Raw genomic sequence first — 17286 nt, 5'->3', positions numbered from 1 at the left:
TTCGGGCACCGGGCCCGACCTCGACCGGCATCCCGCACGGAAAGGTTCACGTGGACGCGACCGACCGACACGACCGCCCCCGCGAGACCGCGGGCACGTTGCGGGCGCATTGGGCCTGGTACCACGACGGCGCGGTGCCGGCGTGCAGCGCGGGACCCGAACGGCGGGAGCATTTCGAGCGGTTGGTGCGACCCACGCTGGACGAGTACGCGCCGCCCGGCTGGGTCGGGGTGACCGGTGCCGGGCGCGAGGACTCGTTCGTCGCGATGACGCTGCGCGATCCGGAGGGGGTGCGCTACTTCACCGCGCCCTACACCGAGATCGCCGCCGCCGGCGCCACGTACACCGCGCTGTGGCTGGCCTTTCGCGGCATCGACCTGCCCACCGACCGGGAACGGCCGCTCCGGGTACGGCTGCCCGGGCCGCCGCCGGCCGTCGGTCTGCACCCGGCCGACTTCGAATGGCTCGCGGGGGTCGCGGCGGCGGTCCTGGCCGGCCCCGTGGTGATCACCGGCGCCGACCGCCTGGACAGCCGGGCCCGGCTCGAACTCCTGGACCGGATCACCGCGTTGCTCCCGTACGGCTGCCGCGCCGGACTGCGCTTCGCCACCTCGCTCGGCCCCACCGGCCGACTGCGCCCCCGACTCGCCTTCGGCCGGGTGCCCACGCCGGGGACGGTCCGGGTCGCCCTGGACGGCGTGCCGGCCGTGCCCGACCTCCCCGCCGCCCGCGCCTACCTGGGCGAACTGACCATGCTGCGCCGCCGCATCGGGCTCGACCCGCTGGTGGCCGCGCTCGCGACGCTGCGCGAGGCGGGCACGCCGGTGGCCGGGGACCGCCTGCTCGGGCTGCTCGCCGAGGTGGGCGCTCGGTTCGGACCGGACGCGGCAGCGGGGGGCGCCGGCGAATCGGGCGTGCGGGTCGGGCCGGCCCCGGGGGCGGAACCGGGCCGTGAGGCCGCCCGGTTCGCCGCCGGTGACCCGGCCGGGCCGAGTTCGCGTGCGCCGGGCGTCGAGACGCGGCCGACATCGGCACGGCCGTCGCCGTCGCCGGCCCGCCCGACGCCCCCGCCACCGGCGCCACCGGCGCCCCTTTCGCCGCTGGAGCGGCTGCTCGGCGGCGACGTCGCGCTGGCCGCGCCGATCGCCGAGCGCTGGCGGGCGGAGGACGGCGACGAGGTGACCCGGGACATGGCCGCCGCGCTGCGCGCCCGCCCGGCGAGCCTGGCGCTGGGGTGGAATACGGCGGTGGCGGCCGGGCGCGGGGATCGGCTCGTGCACGTCCTGCTCGGCCCGGTGCCGCCGCTCCTGGCCGGCTCCACCCCGCCCGCCGGCCTCGACGCGCGGGCCCTGCGCGTGCCCGAACCCTCGGTCAACGGCGCGGGGAAGGCCGACGCGGACGTGGTCTCGCCGGAGGCCCTGGTCGCCGACCTGTGCCGACTCCTTGGGCCCACCCCGACCACCGAGGTGCCCGCGCTCTACGACGCGCTGTGGAACCACCCCGTGGTGCTGCGCCGCCTCCTGGACACCGCGGGCGCCGACCTGGGCGCGTGGTTGGAGGTGATCCGGCCCTGGGACGACCGGGCGCCGGAGTGGTTGGCGCCGTACGCACTGCTCGCGGGCGAGCGGTTGCGGCCGGCCGAGATCCCGCCCGCCGAGGCGGTGTTCACCCTGCGCGTGGCCGGACACACCGACACCGCCACGATCGCCGCGGTGCTGCACGACCTGTGGCCGATCCTGGTCCCGCTCACCGAGCAGCGCGCCGACCCCGCCGCGCGCGGACTGGCCGCGCTCCTGGAGAAGCCGCTGGGCCCCGGGGCACCGGTCGCCGCGCGCGTGCGGGCCGACGTTCTGCGGCTGGCGCTCGGCGGTGCGCCGACGGACGGGCCCTACGCGGCGGCCGATCTGCTGGCGCTGCGCCACGAGCCGGTCGCCGAGGGGCGGTTCGCCGGGTGGATCGCGACGCTGCTGCGTGCGGTGGCGGTCACCCCCGAACTGCTCGGCGAACTGGTCCGTGCCGGCGATCCGGCGGTCACCGCCGCGGTCGCTGACGCGGTGCTCGCCGATGCGCGGCTCGCCGAACTGCCCGGCCTGGACGACGCGTGGTGGGCGGCGATCGCCCGGGCCCGCCCGGAGTTGGCCGGGCGCGCCGCGAGTGGCTGGTTCCGCAACGCGTTGCGCGGGGTGGACGCGGTGGCGGCGGCCGGGGTGTGGGCGGGCGAGATCGTGGACGGCGCGGCCCGCGTGCGGCGCGACCTGTACGTGCACGAGGTCGGCCGCTGGTGGCACGCCGCGCCCGACCGCGAACGCGACCTGCTGCTGCCGAGCCTGGAACGGGAGTTGATCGTGCGCGGCGGCGCCCCGGCGCAGGCCCGGGAGGAACTGCGCGCGATCCGGGTGTCGATCGCCGCGCACGCTTGGGGGCCGGAGGCCGCGGCGTCGATCGTCGAACGTGAGCAGGAGGAGTTCGAGACGTTCCGCCGCCACCTCAAGCAGTTGCGGACCGCGCTCAAGCACGGCGACGCGCTGCGGGTGCTGGCGATACCGGCGATCCTCGCGCTGATCGCGCTCCTGGCCGCGGTGCCGCCGGGTGATGCCGCGGCCGTCGCGCGCGCCACGACCGCGAGGACCGAACCGCCCGACCCCTATGGCGCCGAGCGGCTGATCACCACCCTGGGCGCGGACCGGGAGCGGGTGAACTACGTGATCCTCGTGGACACCTCGGCCTCGATGCAGCGCACCGGGCGCTATGCCACGGCCAGGTCCGCGCTGACCGCGTTCCTGGCCCGGCTGTCCGCGCGCGACCGGGTCGCGCTGGTCACCTTCGACGGTGTGGCGACCGAGCATGGCAACGGCCTGGAGCCGGTCACCGACCCGGCCGCGATGGCCGCGCGCCTGCCCCCGCCGCGCCCGAGCGGGCCGGCCGACGGGAACCCGGCGGGCGGTGCGCCGCCGATCGGGGCCGAGCCGCCGAGCGATGTGCACGCGGCCCTGGAGCGGGCGTTGGTCGTGTTGCGCACCTCCGCGCCGGACTCGGTCGACGGGGTCGTGCTGATCTCGGACGCGGCCCGCGACGCGGTGGGCCCGGACCTGCGCAAGGACTTCGACCGGCTCGGCGAGGAGGGCCGTGCGGTGTCCGGGTTCGCCGTGCCGCTGGCCAGCGACAGCAGCGCGGGGCCGGCCCTGCAGCGGGTGTTGCCGAACACGCGGGTGCTGCGCGACGATCCGGCCGACCCGGGCGTCGCGCTGACCCAGGCGCGGACCGGTCTGTACCTGCGGCACGCGGCCCGGCTCGTCGACGCGGACCGGGACAAGGGTGTGCAGGCGACCTGGCTGGTGCCGCCGCCGGAGCAGCCGGACGCGGTGGACTGCCGTGCCTTCCGGCCGGTTCCGCCGGACCGGCGACTCGATCTGTCCTCGGGGCGCGAGATGTGCCTGCGCCTGGTGGCCGGCACCACCCGGGTGCCGCTCCAGGTGACCCGGTTGCGGGTGGACGGCGTGGGTGTGGTCGGCCTCAAGGACGGCGCGCCGCTGCTGGCTCCCGGGCAGCCGGTGTACTTCTCGGTCAATCTGGCCGCGCGTACGCACCGCACGGACGGCATGTGGGCGGACGCCGGTCACTACGACGCGCGGGCGCGCGTGGTGGGGGAGGTGCACAGCCCGCTGGCCGAGACGATCAGGGAGCAACTCCCGGACGCGCGGCTCGCGCCGCGCACCGACGTCGCCGGCGACGACCTGCTCTACCGGGGCGACGAGCGGGTGGACCTGAGCTGGTGGCCGTGGCTGCTCGCGGGCCTGGGCACGCTCGCCGTCGCCGGGGTGGCGTGGTTCGGATGGTTCTGGGTACGCCCGCGTGTTCGACGTCGTTGGGTACGGTGAAGGGCATGCGCATTTACGTCGTGGACGCGTTCACCGACCGGCCGTTCCGGGGCAATCCGGCGGGGGTGTGCCTGCCCGACGCGGCACATGCCGACGACGTCGCCTGGATGCAGTCGGTGGCGGCCGAACTGGGCTACTCGGAGACCGCGTTCGCGGTACCGACCACGGGCGACGCGGCGGACTTCGGACTGCGCTGGTTCACTCCGCAGACCGAGGTGGACCTGTGCGGGCACGCGACGCTGGCCACCGCGCACGTGTTGTTCGGGCAGGGGTCGGCGCCGGCGTCGCGGATCCGCTTCGCCACCCGCAGCGGGGTGCTCACCGCGTCGCTCGACAGCGCCGGCGTGGTCCTGGACTTCCCGGCGCTGCCGCCGCGCGAGGTGCCGATCCCGACCGAACTGGGCCTGGCCCTCGGGGTGGAGCCGATCCTGGTCGCCGCCGGCGGTGACGACCTGCTGGTGGAGGTGGCGTCGGCGGCGGCGGTGCGCACGGTGGCGCCGGACCTGGCGATGCTGGCCACGCTGCCGTATCGGGCGGTGATCGTCACCGCCGCGGGGGAGGGGCGGGTCGACTTCGTCTCGCGGGTGTTCGCGCCCTCGGTCGGCGTCGCCGAGGACCCGGTCACCGGCTCGGCGCACTGCGTGCTCGGCCCCTACTGGGCCCCGCGCCTGGACCGCCGCCGGATGACCGGCGGGCAACTGTCCGCGCGCGGCGGCACGGTCGGGGTGGAACTGGTCGGCGACCGGGTACGGCTGTACGGCGCGGCGGTCACCGTACTCGAAGGCGACCTGATCACCGACTGAGCCCGGGGGCGACCGGCGGGCTTCTGCGCCCGACACGGTGGTGGATCATTGCGCCCGTCGTTGCTAGCGTGCGGGCACCACTGGATCTGACGAACCGTCAGCTACCCCGGGAGCCGCGCCGTGTCCGACGCCGTCAGCTACACCCCGTCCCACCTCGGCGTGTGCGTCACCGACCTGGATCGGGCGCTGCGCTTCTACCGCGACGGCCTGGGCTTCGCCCCCGTGGCCCGCTACGACGTGGGCAACGAGGTCGCACACACCCTGGAGGTCGAGGGGGACGTGCGCCTGGTCTCCCAGCTGATCGCCAAGGAGGGCATGGTCGTCGAACTGCTGTACTACGCCTCGCCCGCCCCGCAGGGCGAACCCTCGCGGCGGCGCAATCAGCTCGGCCTGACCCACCTGTCCTTCCTGGTCGAGGACGTGGACGCGGCCGCCGCCCGGCTGGTCGAACACGGCGGCACGCTGCTGACCGGGACCCGGGCGAGCCTGCCGAGCGAGACCGGATCGACCGAACTGGTGTTCCTGGCCGACCCGGACGGCACCCGGATCGAACTCATGCGCCTCGACGGCTGACCCGCGCGCAGCGCTCCGCGCGCCGTCACGTCCTGCCCGCCGTCAACACGTCGCGCACACACCCGCGCAACCACGCGTGCCCCGGATCGGCGTCGTGGCGCGGATGCCAGGCCAGTCCCATCGGCAGCGGCGGCAACGACAGCGGAACCTCGAAGGTGCGCAACCCCCGAGCCTCGGTCAAGCCGATCAACTGCGCCGCGACCAGGCCGACCAGGTCGCCTTCCAACAGGATGAACAGCGAGGACGGGTAGGTCGGCACGGCGCCCACCACCCGGCGGGTGAGTCCGAGTTCGGCCAGCGCGGTGTCGACCGGGCCGTGCAGCTTGCCGCGTCGGGACACGATCAGATGCTCGGCGGCGGCGAATCGCTCCGGCGTACACCGACCGCGCAGGAGCGGGTGCCCGGCCCGGACGCAGCCGACCATACGGTCGTCGAACAGATGCTCGGTCAGTATCTCCGGCGCGGTGGCGTCGATCACGCCCACCTCCAGGTCGGCGATCCCGTCGCGGAGCGCCTGGGTGTCGGTGTGACTCTCCGCCAGGAACTTCAGCCGTACCCCCGGGGCCTCCCGCGCCGCGCGCGTGAACAGCTCCGCGGCGCAGGCCGCGGTGAACGCGTCGTGGGACAGCACGGTGAAGGTGCGGGACATCGTCCGCAGGTCCACCTCGCCGGCCGCGGTGAACAACGTCCGGGCGCGCTCCAGTACCACCCGCACCTCGGATCGGATGGCCAGCGCGTGCGGCGTGGGTACCATCGTCCGCCCGGCCCGGACCAGGACCGGGTCGCCCAGCGCCTTGCGGATCCGGCCCAGTGTGCGGCTCATGGCCGGCTCGGACAGGTGCATTCGCTGCGCCGCGCCGGAGACGCTGCACTCCTCCAGGAGCGCGTCGAGCGCGGTGAGCAGGTTGAGGTCCATCCCGGATTGCGTCACGCGCATCCTTTCCATGCGATACATGCATTGGAGTAAACCGGCGCCTCAGCCTACGGTGAAGGAGTCCGGACACGCAGTTCCCCGCACCACCCGTGCTTCCCTTCCTTCGCAGACAGTCAGTTCCTGGGGGACCCATGTCCACGCCCGTCCTGGGCACGTCGGCGCGGCGCGCCGACGGCGCCGAAACCGAACGCGCCGGCTCCTCGCGCGCCGTGCTGATCGCGATGTGCGCCTGTGTGCTGGTCGCGCAGAGCATGGTCGCCGCGATCAACCTGGCCATTCCGCAACTGGCCGCGTCCCGGCTGCATCCGTCCGCCGACAGCATCCTGTGGATCGTCGACGCGTACGTGATCGTCTTCGCCGGCCTGCTGATCCCCGCCGGCGCGCTCGGCGACCGCTACGGCCGCAAGGGCGCGCTGCTCGCCGGGCTCGGCGTGTTCGCCGCCGGGGCCGCGGTCAGTGCGCTCGCCACGAACTCCGCCACGCTGATCGCCGGTCGCGGCATCTCCGGCGCGGGCGCCGCGCTGATCATGCCCGCGACCATGTCCATCCTGATGCACGTCTTCCCGGCCGAACGCCGCCCGCAGGCGATGGCGTCCTGGACGCTCGCGGTCGGCCTGGGCGGCCTGCTCGGCAACGTCGGCGGCGGTCTGGTCCAGGAATACCTGCCCTGGCAGGGCCTGTTCTGGATCATGGTCCCGCTCGCCCTGGTGCTCGCCGCGGTCGTCCAGTGGGTCACCCCCCGCACCGAGACGCATCCGGCCGCGCTCGACCCGATCGGCGCCGCGCTGCTGATCGCCGGCCTGGTCGCGGTGTTGTACGGGATCATCGAGGGCCCGGAGTTCGGCTGGGGCTCCACGCACGTGATCGGCGGCTTCGCGCTGGGCGGCGGGCTTTTGCTCGGCTTCGTGCTGTACGCACTGCGGGCGAGGAATCCGCTGCTCGACCCGCGCGTGTTCAAGTCCGCCAAGTTGCGGGCCGGCGTGCTCGGGATCGGTGCGAGCTTCTTCGGACTGTTCGCGCTGTTCTTCATCAACGCCCAGTACCTGCAATACGTCAAGGGCTTCTCGGCCATGCGCACGGGCTTTGCGATCGTCCCGCTCACGGTCGGCATGGCGCTCGCGCCCAAGGTCGCGGTCAAGGCGCAACAACGCTTCGGCGCCCGGCCGTTGGTGGTGTTGGGCCTGGGCCTGATCGGGGTCGGGTTGTTGTGCATGGCGACGGTGGACGCCCGCACCCCGTACGCGGTCTACGCCGCCTACCTGCTGATCCTGTCCGCGGGCATGGGACTGTGCGCGCCCGCGCTGTCCTTCGGCGTGGTCTCCGAACTGCCCAGGCACCAGGCGGGGTTGGGATCCGGTCTGAACACCGCCGCCCGTGAGATCGGCGCCGCGCTCGGGGTCGCGGTGTTCGGCACCATCCTGGCCGTGCGGTTCGACGGTCAGCCGGCGGTGGAACTGTCCAGGGCCCGCGGCGCGGAACACGCCCGCGTGGTGGACTCGTTCACCGACGCGATGTCGATGGGCCTGCTGGTGGTCGGCGTCCTGGTCCTGGTGGCCACCGCCGCGGTCGCGGTGGGCTATCGCGACCGGGCCGGCACCTCGGCCGTCCGCGTGTCCTCCGGGAGCGCCGCATGAGCTCCGAGACGGGTCGGCGCCGGGGGCCGATGAACCGACTGCTCGACCGGGTGTTCCTGTCCGGCACGATCGTCGAGACCGAGCCGATCGCGGCCCGGATGCGCCGGATCCGGATCGAGGACGCGGGGTTGTGCGGGGTGGCCTGCCGGCCCGGCCAACAGGTCCGGGTGCATGTGAACGACGTGCTCTCGATGGCGGGTTGGCGCAAGGGGATGGGCAACCTGCTGCGCACCTACTCGGTCTGGGCCCACGACCCGACGGCCGGGACGCTGGATCTGTGCGTACTGGACCACGACGGCGGCACGGGCCCGGGAGCCGCGTGGGGCCGGGCGGCGCGGTGCGGTGACCGGGTCCGGTTCGGCCGGCCCGAGGGCGGTTTCGTGCTGCGTTTCGACGCGCCGTACCACGTGTTCGTCGGCGAGGAGACCGCGTCGGTGGCACTGGGCGCGATGCTGGCGGCGGTGGGCTCCGGGGCGGATGTGTACGGGGTGATCGAGACCGCGGGCGCGGCCGATCGGCTGCCGATGCCGCACGCCGAACGGCTCACCTGGCTCGAACGCGGCGACGCGTCGGCGGCGTCCTCGGCGCCCCTGGCCGAGGCGGTGGGCCGACTGGCGCTGCCCGCGACGCCCGGGGTGGCCTATGTGGCGGGCGAGGCCAGGACGGTCAAGCTGGTCCGGGATCGCCTGGTCGCCGACCACGGCTGGGACCGCAGATCGGTGCTCACCAAGCCCTTCTGGTCGCCGGGACGCACCGGCATGGAGTAGCGGGCAGGGCGCGAACGGGCGCCGGTCGGGCCGTGATCGGCTCGACCGGCGCCCACCCGCCTCTCCGGGCGTCGCCCTACAGCGTGAGCAACGCGCGGATCGGTCGGGTCGAGTCGGTCAGCGGGCGCAGCGCGAGCCGCAGGAGGGCGAGCGGATTGTCGTCGCCCGCGATCCGGTTCGCGCCCAGCTCACCGCAGGACCGGCACTGATGGATCAGCTGCCACTCCCCGTCCGCCCGAACGGACATGCTCAGCACGGTCATCCGTCCCCGGCACTCGGCCGCGCGGTCGCCCGGGACGCGGCGGTCGAGGTGCAGGCTGGTCAGACAATGCGGACAGTGGTTGCGATGGGCCGTGCCGGGCGCCGCCAGCGGTACGTCGAGCCGGCACGCCACGCACCGGAACGCGTCGCCGCGCCCGGTCCGGCCGTGCGTGACGTCCTTGTACCGCTGGGGGCGCCGGCCGCTCGACCTGTGTCGGCCCATGCTCACAGCTCCCCGAACACTTCGAGCGGGAACGGTGGTTGGGCCAGTGGTCGCACGGCCATCCGGATCAGGATCAGCTGGTTGTCGTCCGGCGCGATGGCACTGGAGGTCAGCTCGTCGCAGCGGATGCACCGATGCACGAGCATCCAGTCGCCGTTGCGCAGCACCGCGATCGAGATCGGCGACATGCGCGCGCCGCACTCGGACGGGCCGCCCTCGACGTGGTCCACCACGTGCCGCGAGTGCAGGCAGCTCGGGCAGTGGTTGCGCCGGTCGCCGGCGGGGTCGACGGTGGTCACGGTGAGGCCGCAGCGCACGCACCCGAAGGTGTTGACGCGCGGTGAAGTGGGGTGATTCCGGTCGGAATCGGTGGTGCCGGTGGACACTCGGAAATCTCCTTGCCGGGAGGTGGAAGCACTGACAGCAAGGAAGCGCCGAGCGGTCTCGGAAGGGTCGTCGCCGCGGTCCGTCACGCGCCGCGCGGTGCGCTGCGTGTGGACCGGCGAGCCCACCGGGGGATCAGTGCGGTCCGGGAGGTTTCCCGGTGTCGGATCCGACCGCGGTCGTACGAGGCGCGCTCGGCGCGGGCACGGGCATCAACACCTGATTTCGGTGGAAGGGGGCCGCGCGGGTCGGCGCGGGGTATGACGCGGCGAAGGTAACAGCGGGCGCGGAGCCGGGGCCAACGATTTTCCGCACGGCGGTGCGGACGGGCCGCGGGCCGGGCGACGGGGCCGCCGGGCGGGCGGTCGTTCCTGGCAGACTCGGCGGATGATCGTCAGACTCGCGCAGCAGGCCGATCGGCCCGGATTCCTGACCCTGGCCGCCGAGGTGGAGCACTGGTTCGGGCCGATGGTCGCGGAACCCGCCTTCCACGCGGCCCTGGACGAGCACGTGCGCGACGATCGGGCGCTGGTGGTGCCCGACGACGGGGATCCCGCCGGCGGGCTCCTGGGCGGCCTGCTGTTCGGCACCGAGGCGCCGGTGTACCGGGTGCACTGGCTGGTGGTGTCGGAACGCGCCCGGGGGCGCGGGGTGGGTCGTGCGCTGATGGCCGAGGCGATGCGCCGTTTCGGTGCCGGCACCGTCGAACTGGTCACCTTCGGGGCCGACCACCCGGGCGCGGTCGAGGGCGGCTCCCGCGCCTTCTACACGTCCCTGGGCTTCACCCCCGCCGAACCCGCCGCACCCGGCCCCGAGGGCGGCTCCCGGCAGGTGTTCCGCCGCACCGTCGGGCCGGACGTGTCCGTACGCCCCGAGTGACTCGGGCCCGCCGCCCGTGTGTGGGCGGCGGGCCCGGTGGGTCACACCACGCCGAAGGCCGTCATCGCCTCGGCGACCCGCAGGAAGCCGGCCACGTTGGCGCCCAGGACGTAGTCGCCCTCGCGGTCGTGCTCGGCGGCGGTCGCCAGGCACGTGGCGTGGATGTCGCGCATGATCGCGCCGAGCCGGGCGTCGGTGTCGGCGAAGCTCCACGATGTGCGGGCCGCGTTCTGCGCCATCTCCAGCGCGGAGGTGGCCACCCCGCCGGCGTTCGCCGCCTTGCCCGGGGCGAACGGCACGCCCGCCGCCTTGAACACGTGCACCGCCTCCGGTGTGCACGGCATGTTGGCACCCTCCGCGACCGCCATCAGACCGTGCTTGACCAGGTGCGCCGCGGCGGCCCCGTCCAGTTCGTTCTGCGTCGCGCAGGGCAGCGCGACGTCACACGGGACCTCCCAGACGGAGCCGCCGTCGACGTAGCGCGCGTGGGCCACCCGGTCGGCGTACTCGGCGATCCGCCCGCGCCGGGTCAGCTTGATCTCCTTGAGCAGGTCCAGGTCGATGCCCTTGTCGTCGACGATGTAGCCCGCCGAGTCGGAGGCGGCGACCACCCGCGCGCCGAGTTCGCGGGCCTTCTCGATAGCGAAGACGGACACGTTGCCCGACCCGGAGACCACCGCCCGCCGGTCCATCAGGTCATCGCCGCGCACCCGCAACATCTCGGCCAGGAAGTAGACGCAGCCATAGCCGGTGGCCTCGGTACGCACCTGCGACCCGCCCCAGCCGAGCCCCTTGCCGGTGAGCACCCCGGCCTCGTAGCGGTTGGTGATCCGCCGGTACTGGCCGAACAGGTAGCCGATCTCCCGACCGCCGACCCCGATGTCGCCGGCCGGCACGTCGGTGTGCTCGCCCAGGTGCCGGTACAGCTCGGTCATGAACGACTGGCAAAAGCGCATCACCTCGGCGTCGGAACGACCCTTCGGGTCGAAGTCCGAGCCGCCCTTGCCGCCGCCGATGCCCAGGCCGGTGAGCGCGTTCTTGAAGATCTGCTCGAAGCCGAGGAACTTCACCACGCTCAGGTTCACCGACGGGTGGAAGCGCAACCCGCCCTTGTACGGGCCGAGCGCGCCGTTGAACTCGACGCGGTAACCCCGGTTGACCCGCACCCGACCGGAGTCGTCGGTCCACGGCACCCGGAACATCAGCTGCCGCTCCGGCTCCACCAATCGCTCCAGCAGCGCCGCGTCGGCCAGCTCGGGACGCCTGGCCAGCACCGCGCCGAGGCTCTCCAGCACCTCGTGCGCGGCCTGGTGGAACTCGGGCTCGCCGGGGTTGCGGCGCAGCACTTCGTCGAAGGTCGCCGCGGCCGGTCCGGTCAGCTCGGCGAATGCCTGGGGGCTCATGGGTGGTTGTCCTTTCGTCGAACGGGCCCGTCGCGCGCGATCGGGTGCGGTTACGCTATCCGCCGCGCGGCCCGTTCCGATCCGCGCCGGACCGCGGCGCCGGTCAGAGGGAACGCCCTCAGTGATCGCGAACCGCGACCTGGGATGCTGCATTCCGTGTGGCCCAAAAGACTTGATGCAGCGTCACTTCCCGTGGCGGCCCTGGCGACGGTGCTCCTCGCGTCCGGATGCGGATCCGGCGGCGGGGGCGACTCCGGCGCGCCGTCCACGCCGTCCGCCCGATATGCACCGATCGAGGTGGGAGTGCCGGATCCCAAGCTCGCGGCCCCGGTTCCGGCGCCGCCGTGCGACCCGAGTCGGAGCCTGACCCCCGCCGGTCCGCCCCGGGCGGGTGCGATGCCGGCCGGCTCGACGATGCGCGCGATCCAGGATCGGGGTCGGCTGGTGGTCGGCGTCGACCAGAACACCCGGATGTTCGCCGCGCCCAACGAGGACACCGGAACACTGGAGGGCTTCGACATCGATCTGGCCCGGAAGGTGGCCGAGGCGATCTTCGGCGACGCCGACCGCATCCAGTTCGAGACCATCCCGCCGGGTCGACGGATCGACGTCCTGCTCAAGAACGAAGTGGACATGGTGGTGGACGCGATGACCATCACGTGCGAGCGCCGGCAGCAGGTGGACTTCTCCGCGGTCTACCTGGAGGACGCGCTGCGTTTCCTGGTGCCGAAGCACTCGAAGGTGCAGAGCCTGGACGACCTGGCCGGGAAGTACGTGTGCGTGTCCTCGAACACCACGCCGGAGCGCCGGGTGGCCGAGTCCAAGGCCAAGGTCTACGCGGTGTCCGACCGGACCGACTGCCTGGTCGCGCTCCAGGAGGGCCGGGTCGCCGCGGCCTACACCAACGCCTCGCTCCTGGAGAGTCTGCGTGAGCAGGATCCGAAGCTGGAGGTGACGGGACCGAAAACCGTGGAGGAGGTCAAAGGCATCGCGATACCCAGGGGCCAGGACGATTTTGTGCGTTTTCTCAACGCGGTGATGGAACGCATGAAGACCGATGGCACCTGGCAGCGGCTCTACGACACGTGGCTCGCTCCGTCGCTGGGCGCGGCCAAACCGCCGGCGACCACCTATCGCGACTGACCGGGGCGGGGCAGGCGCCGAACGTGGTGTCGTGATCGGGGTGGACGGCCGCTGTGGCAGCGGTTACTGACGATGCGTCAGGTCGCTGCTACGTTGCCGCCCATGTTCCTTTCCCTCGGACTGCCCACACACCTGGTCGAGGCCGGCGCCGATCTGATCGGCGCCGAGGCCGTGATGGAGATGTCCCGCGCGGCCGAGTCCGCCGGGTTCGACGCGGTCTTCACCACCGACCACCCGTTCCCCGGCGACCGCTGGCTCGCCCACGGCGGCCATCACACGCTGGACCCGATGGTCACGCTGTCCTTCGCGGCGGCGGCCACAACCCGGCTGCGCCTGCACACCAACCTGTTCGTACCGGCGTACCGCAATCCGTACCTGTCCGCGAAGATGATCTCCTCGCTGGACGCGCTCTCCGGGGGTCGGCTGATCCTGGGCGTGGGTGCGGGCTACCTGGAGCCGGAGTTCGCCGCGCTCGGCGCCGACTACGCGAATCGCAACGACGTGCTGGACGACGCGCTGCGGGCGATGCGCGCGGCCTGGACGGGGGAGAGCGTCGGCGGGAACACGATGCGGCCGCGGCCCGCGCAGGACCGCATCCCGGTGTGGGTGGGTGGCAACAGCAAGCGGGCGATCCGCCGGGTGGTGGACCTGGGCGACGGCTGGCTGCCGATGCCCGCGCCGGCCGGCGCGTCCCGGCACCTGAAGACCCCCGGCCTGGAGACGCTGGCCGACCTGGCCGCCCGGCTCGACTACGCCCGCGAATACGCCGCCTCGGTCGGCCGCACCGACCCGATCGACATCACCTTCATGCCGCGCGGGATGAGCATGTTCGACGGCGACGGGTTCGATCCCGAGGCGATCGTGGCCGACCTGACCGAGCAGGCCGAGGCCGGGGTCACCGGGGTGACACTGACGCTGCCGGCCACGACACGGGCGCAATACCTGGAGCAGACCGCGGCGCTCGGCGAGTCGGTGGTGCCGAGGGTGAAGGCGCTGACGGTGCGCCCGCTGCTCGGCTGATCGCGGGCGCCGGGCGCCCCGGCCGGGTCGGGGCTGGGCGCGGCCGGGCACCCCACGACACGCGGGCCGGGCGTCGCGACGACGCCGGCCCGCGGGTTCGGCCGGCCGGCGGCCGGCGCCGGATCACTGCCGGTAGGACCCGATGAACTCGCCGATCCGGGTGATCGCGTCCGTCAGGTCGTCGACCTGGGGGAGGGTCACCACGCGGAAGTGGTCCGGCTGGTGCCAGTTGAATCCGGTGCCCTGCACGACCAGGATCCGCTGGCTCTGCAGCAGGTCGAAGACGAACTTCTCGTCGTCGACGATCTTGCACACGTCCGGATCGATCCGGGGGAACGCGTACAGCGCGCCCTTGGGCTTGACGCAGGTCACGCCGGGGATCGAGGTCAGCGCCTCGTACGCGGCGTCGCGCTGGGCGTGCAGCCGGCCGCCCGGCAGGATCAGGTCGTTGATGCTCTGGTAGCCGCCGAGCGCGGTGGCGATCGCGTGCTGCGAGGGCACGTTCGCGCACAGGCGCATGTTGGCCAGGATGTTCAGGCCCTCGATGTAGCTGGTCGCGTGCCGCTTGGGGCCGGACAGCATCAGCCAGCCGGACCGGAAGCCGGCCACCCGGTACGCCTTGGACAGGCCGTTGAAGGTCAGGCACAGCAGATCGGGCGCGAGCGAGGCGATCGGGACGTGCACGGCGTCGTCGTAGAGGATCTTGTCGTAGATCTCGTCGGCGAGGAGGAGGAGTCCGTGCCGTCGGGCCAGGTCGACGATGCCCTCGAGGATCGGCTTCGGGTAGACCGAGCCGGTGGGGTTGTTCGGATTGATCACCACGATCGCCCGGGTGCGGTCGGTGATCTTGGCCGCGATGTCGTCGAGGTCGGGATACCAGTCGGCGCCCTCGTCGCACAGGTAGTGCACCGGGGTGCCGCCGGACAGGCTCACCGCCGCCGTCCACAGCGGGTAGTCCGGCATCGGCACCAGTACCTCGTCGCCGTTGTTCAACAGCGCCTGGAGTGCCATCACGATCAGCTCGGAGACGCCGTTGCCCAAGTAGACGTCGTCGACGTCGACACCCTCGATGCCGCGCGTCTGGTAGTGCTGGACCACGGCCCGGCGGGCGGAGAGCACACCCTTGGAGTCCGAGTAGCCCTGCGCGGCCGGCAGGCTGCGGATCATGTCGTGCAGGATCTCGTCGGGTGCCTCGAAACCGAACGGCGCGGGGTTGCCGATGTTCAGCTTGAGAATCCGGTGCCCCTCGTCCTCGAGGCGTTTCGCCTCGTCGAGCACCGGGCCCCGGATGTCGTAACAGACGTCCGCGAGCTTGCCCGACTGGCGCAGCTCGGGCATCGGACGATTCTGCGGCTGCGACAACTCTTCGACGCTCACCTGGATATCTCCTCCTCGCAGGGCGGTCGCCCGCGCGACCTCGAACACACGGCGAGCGGGCGATCCTGCGAGTCTTCCACGCCGGCGGTGCGGAACGCAGTGGGATATCTGCCACGCGGGCGGCTCGGAGCCCGCTCGTGACCGGTCCGGCACCCCCTCGTGATCGGTCCGGCGCCCCTTCGCGACCGGTCCGGTGCCCCCTCGTGACGCCGTCGATCGGCCGCCAAGTGTTCATCCGAGCGTTGCCCGCGTGGCAGATCCAAATCACTCCGCGGCGCCCTCGTGGTGTCACCCTGCCGCACATGGACGTGTCGTACTTCTACGGAACAGCGGGCGAAATCGACGCCGCGAGTCTGTACCGGCTGCTGACGCTGCGCAGCCGGGTCTTCGTGGTCGCACGCCGGCAGCCCTGGCTCGATCCCGACGGCCGCGACATCGAGCCCGGGACCGCGCACCTGTGGGCGGAAGCGGACGGCGTGGTGGTGTCCACGCTGCGACTGACCGAGGAGGGGGACGGCCTGTTGCGGATGGGCCGCGTCTGTACGCTCCTGTCCCACCGGCGCCAGGGGCACGCGACGGTATTGGTTCGACACGCCCTGGTCCTGGCCGGTCCGCGACCGGTGATCGCCGACGTGTACGCGCGCAGCGCCGACTGGTTCACCCGGCGCGGGTTCGAGCCGCGCGGCGGGCGCACGGTGGTGGAGGGCGAGGCGCACACCTCGATCCAGCACGTGCCGGCGGCCCGGCGCGCGGCGGCGGTACAGGCCGGCGGGAGCGGGGCCGGGCAGCGCGGCGGCGGGTACGTGCCGGCCTGGGCGTCGACCTGAGCCGAGGCCGGCCCCGGGAGACCGGAAAACCGGCGGCCCCGGCGGCCCCACGGCGCGGCCTCGACGTGTTTGGATGGGTCCTCGCGTCGGGGAGGGATCGGCCATGCGATTTGTGGTTCTGGGGGCCGGAGCGATCGGCAGCGTCCTCGGCGCCCGCCTCGCCCGGGCGGGGCACGACGTGCACCTGGTCGGTCGGCGGGCGCACGTCGACACGATTCGCGCCCACGGCCTGCGGGTCCGCACGCCCGACGGCGAGGACGTGGTCCGCCTCGACGCGGTGACCACGATCGCGGCCCTCGCGGCGCGGCCGATCTGGTCCGAGGTGGACGCGGTCGTGTTGTGCGTCAAGTCGCAGGACACCGCCGGCACGCTGCGCGAGTTGGCCCGACACGCCGAACCGGAGCTGCCGATCCTGTGCGCCCAGAACGGGGTGGCCAACGAGGACACCGCGCTGCGCATGTTCGCCAACGTGTACGGCGTGCTGGTCGCCTGCCCGACCGCCTATCTGGAACCGGGCGTGGTGCACGCCTACTCCGCGCCGGTGACCGGGGTGCTGGACATCGGCCGGTATCCGCACGGTCGGGACGCCTTCGCGGCCCAGGTGTCACGTGTCCTGTCCGGCGCCGGATACGGCTCCGAGGTGTACGCGGACATCACCGCGTACAAGTACGGCAAGCTCGTCACCAACCTGGGCAACGCGGTCGAGGCGCTGTGCGGCCCGAACGCGCGCGGCGGGAATCTGGACCGGCTGGCCATGGACGAGGCCCGCACGGTGCTCTTCTCGGCCGAGATCCACGCCGAGTTCGCCCCGGTCAGCCCGCTCGTCCAGGTCCGCCCGGTGGGCGGCGAGCGGCGGCCCGGCGGCTCGTCCTGGCAGAGCCTGTACCGCCGCACCGGCGGCATCGAGACCGACTATCTCAACGGCGAGATCGTGCGCCTCGGCCGACTGCACGGGGTGCCGACGCCGGTCAACGCCGAACTCCAGCGGGCGGCCAATCGCCTGGTCGTGTCGGGGGGCGAGCCCGGCTCGGTGTCCGAACTGGAACTGCTGCGAGCGGTGGTGGACGGGCGGGGGCCGGGCCCGGGGCATCGAGAGACGGACTGAGCGACCGCGCCGGTGTGCCGCGTGGGGCCGACCCGGGCGTGTCCATCAGGGAAAAGCCGGTGACCCCCGGCGCGT

Annotated in this window: 15 protein-coding genes; 10 read left to right on the top strand and 5 right to left on the bottom strand. The window is 73.2% G+C overall.

Features of this window, described 5'->3' with window-relative positions; translation table 11 throughout:
• Positions 1-50 precede the first annotated feature (50 nt).
• The 3 genes from ACMXN5_RS02840 (at position 51) to ACMXN5_RS02830 (ending at position 5254) form a co-directional block, all read left to right on the top strand.
• Complete coding sequence (locus ACMXN5_RS02840) at positions 51-3878, top strand: VWA domain-containing protein (protein WP_439673844.1); 3828 nt, start codon at positions 51-53, stop codon at positions 3876-3878.
• Between the two features lie 5 nt (positions 3879-3883).
• Entirely contained in the window at positions 3884-4681 is a 798-nt protein-coding gene (locus ACMXN5_RS02835) for a PhzF family phenazine biosynthesis protein (protein ID WP_439673843.1), read from the top strand.
• Between the two features lie 120 nt (positions 4682-4801).
• Positions 4802-5254 carry a VOC family protein gene (locus ACMXN5_RS02830; protein ID WP_439673842.1) on the top strand — a complete coding sequence of 151 codons (453 nt, stop codon included), beginning with the start codon at positions 4802-4804 and terminating at the stop codon, positions 5252-5254.
• 25 nt (positions 5255-5279) lie between these two features.
• Here the strand turns inward: ACMXN5_RS02830 and ACMXN5_RS02825 are convergent, their stop codons facing one another.
• The gene (locus ACMXN5_RS02825; protein WP_439673841.1) at positions 5280-6191 is read right to left on the bottom strand and encodes a LysR family transcriptional regulator; all 912 of its coding nucleotides are present in this window, start codon (positions 6189-6191) and stop codon (positions 5280-5282) included.
• A 128-nt stretch (positions 6192-6319) separates the two neighbouring features.
• Between ACMXN5_RS02825 and ACMXN5_RS02820 the strand changes: the two genes are divergently transcribed.
• Positions 6320-7822 carry an MFS transporter gene (locus ACMXN5_RS02820; RefSeq protein WP_439673840.1) on the top strand — a complete coding sequence of 501 codons (1503 nt, stop codon included), beginning with the start codon at positions 6320-6322 and terminating at the stop codon, positions 7820-7822.
• Positions 7819-8589: a siderophore-interacting protein gene (locus ACMXN5_RS02815; protein WP_439673839.1), complete on the top strand. Its 771-nt coding sequence runs from the start codon at positions 7819-7821 to the stop codon at positions 8587-8589. Before ACMXN5_RS02820 ends, ACMXN5_RS02815 begins: the two co-directional genes overlap by 4 nt.
• A gap of 76 nt (positions 8590-8665) precedes the next feature.
• Here the strand turns inward: ACMXN5_RS02815 and ACMXN5_RS02810 are convergent, their stop codons facing one another.
• Both ACMXN5_RS02810 and ACMXN5_RS02805 read right to left on the bottom strand, forming a co-directional pair.
• Positions 8666-9073 (bottom strand): RNHCP domain-containing protein, encoded by a 408-nt coding sequence (locus ACMXN5_RS02810; protein WP_395786821.1) that lies wholly within the window; start codon positions 9071-9073, stop codon positions 8666-8668.
• Positions 9074-9075: 2 nt separating this feature from the next.
• On the bottom strand, positions 9076-9459 hold the full coding sequence (locus ACMXN5_RS02805) for an RNHCP domain-containing protein (protein WP_439673838.1): 384 nt from the start codon (positions 9457-9459) through the stop codon (positions 9076-9078).
• A 385-nt stretch (positions 9460-9844) separates the two neighbouring features.
• Between ACMXN5_RS02805 and ACMXN5_RS02800 the strand changes: the two genes are divergently transcribed.
• Positions 9845-10336: a GNAT family N-acetyltransferase gene (locus tag ACMXN5_RS02800; RefSeq protein ID WP_439673837.1), complete on the top strand. Its 492-nt coding sequence runs from the start codon at positions 9845-9847 to the stop codon at positions 10334-10336.
• 41 nt (positions 10337-10377) lie between these two features.
• Here ACMXN5_RS02800 and gdhA read toward each other — a convergent pair whose 3' ends face one another.
• Positions 10378-11739 carry an NADP-specific glutamate dehydrogenase gene (gene gdhA, locus ACMXN5_RS02795; protein ID WP_439673836.1) on the bottom strand — a complete coding sequence of 454 codons (1362 nt, stop codon included), beginning with the start codon at positions 11737-11739 and terminating at the stop codon, positions 10378-10380.
• 192 nt (positions 11740-11931) lie between these two features.
• On the opposite strand from gdhA, the gene ACMXN5_RS02790 reads away from it, so the two are divergent.
• Positions 11932-12882, top strand: a complete 951-nt coding sequence (locus ACMXN5_RS02790; RefSeq protein WP_439673835.1) for a glutamate ABC transporter substrate-binding protein — start codon at positions 11932-11934, stop codon at positions 12880-12882.
• Positions 12883-12984: 102 nt separating this feature from the next.
• Complete coding sequence (locus ACMXN5_RS02785; RefSeq protein ID WP_439673834.1) at positions 12985-13902, top strand: LLM class F420-dependent oxidoreductase; 918 nt, start codon at positions 12985-12987, stop codon at positions 13900-13902.
• Positions 13903-14025: 123 nt separating this feature from the next.
• Here ACMXN5_RS02785 and ACMXN5_RS02780 read toward each other — a convergent pair whose 3' ends face one another.
• Complete coding sequence (locus tag ACMXN5_RS02780) at positions 14026-15240, bottom strand: pyridoxal phosphate-dependent aminotransferase (protein ID WP_380000878.1); 1215 nt, start codon at positions 15238-15240, stop codon at positions 14026-14028.
• Between the two features lie 341 nt (positions 15241-15581).
• Here ACMXN5_RS02780 and ACMXN5_RS02775 point away from each other — a divergent pair, with 341 nt between their 5' ends.
• Both ACMXN5_RS02775 and ACMXN5_RS02770 read left to right on the top strand, forming a co-directional pair.
• Positions 15582-16106 (top strand): GNAT family N-acetyltransferase, encoded by a 525-nt coding sequence (locus ACMXN5_RS02775; RefSeq protein ID WP_380000876.1) that lies wholly within the window; start codon positions 15582-15584, stop codon positions 16104-16106.
• A gap of 103 nt (positions 16107-16209) precedes the next feature.
• Positions 16210-17211 (top strand): ketopantoate reductase family protein, encoded by a 1002-nt coding sequence (locus tag ACMXN5_RS02770; RefSeq protein WP_439673833.1) that lies wholly within the window; start codon positions 16210-16212, stop codon positions 17209-17211.
• Positions 17212-17286 lie beyond the last annotated feature (75 nt).

The organism is Embleya australiensis (assembly GCF_051903075.1).
Lineage (GTDB): Bacteria > Actinomycetota > Actinomycetes > Streptomycetales > Streptomycetaceae > Embleya.
The sequence above is the reverse complement of the archived record's forward strand: the minus strand, read 5'-3'. Positions and strand labels throughout refer to the sequence as shown.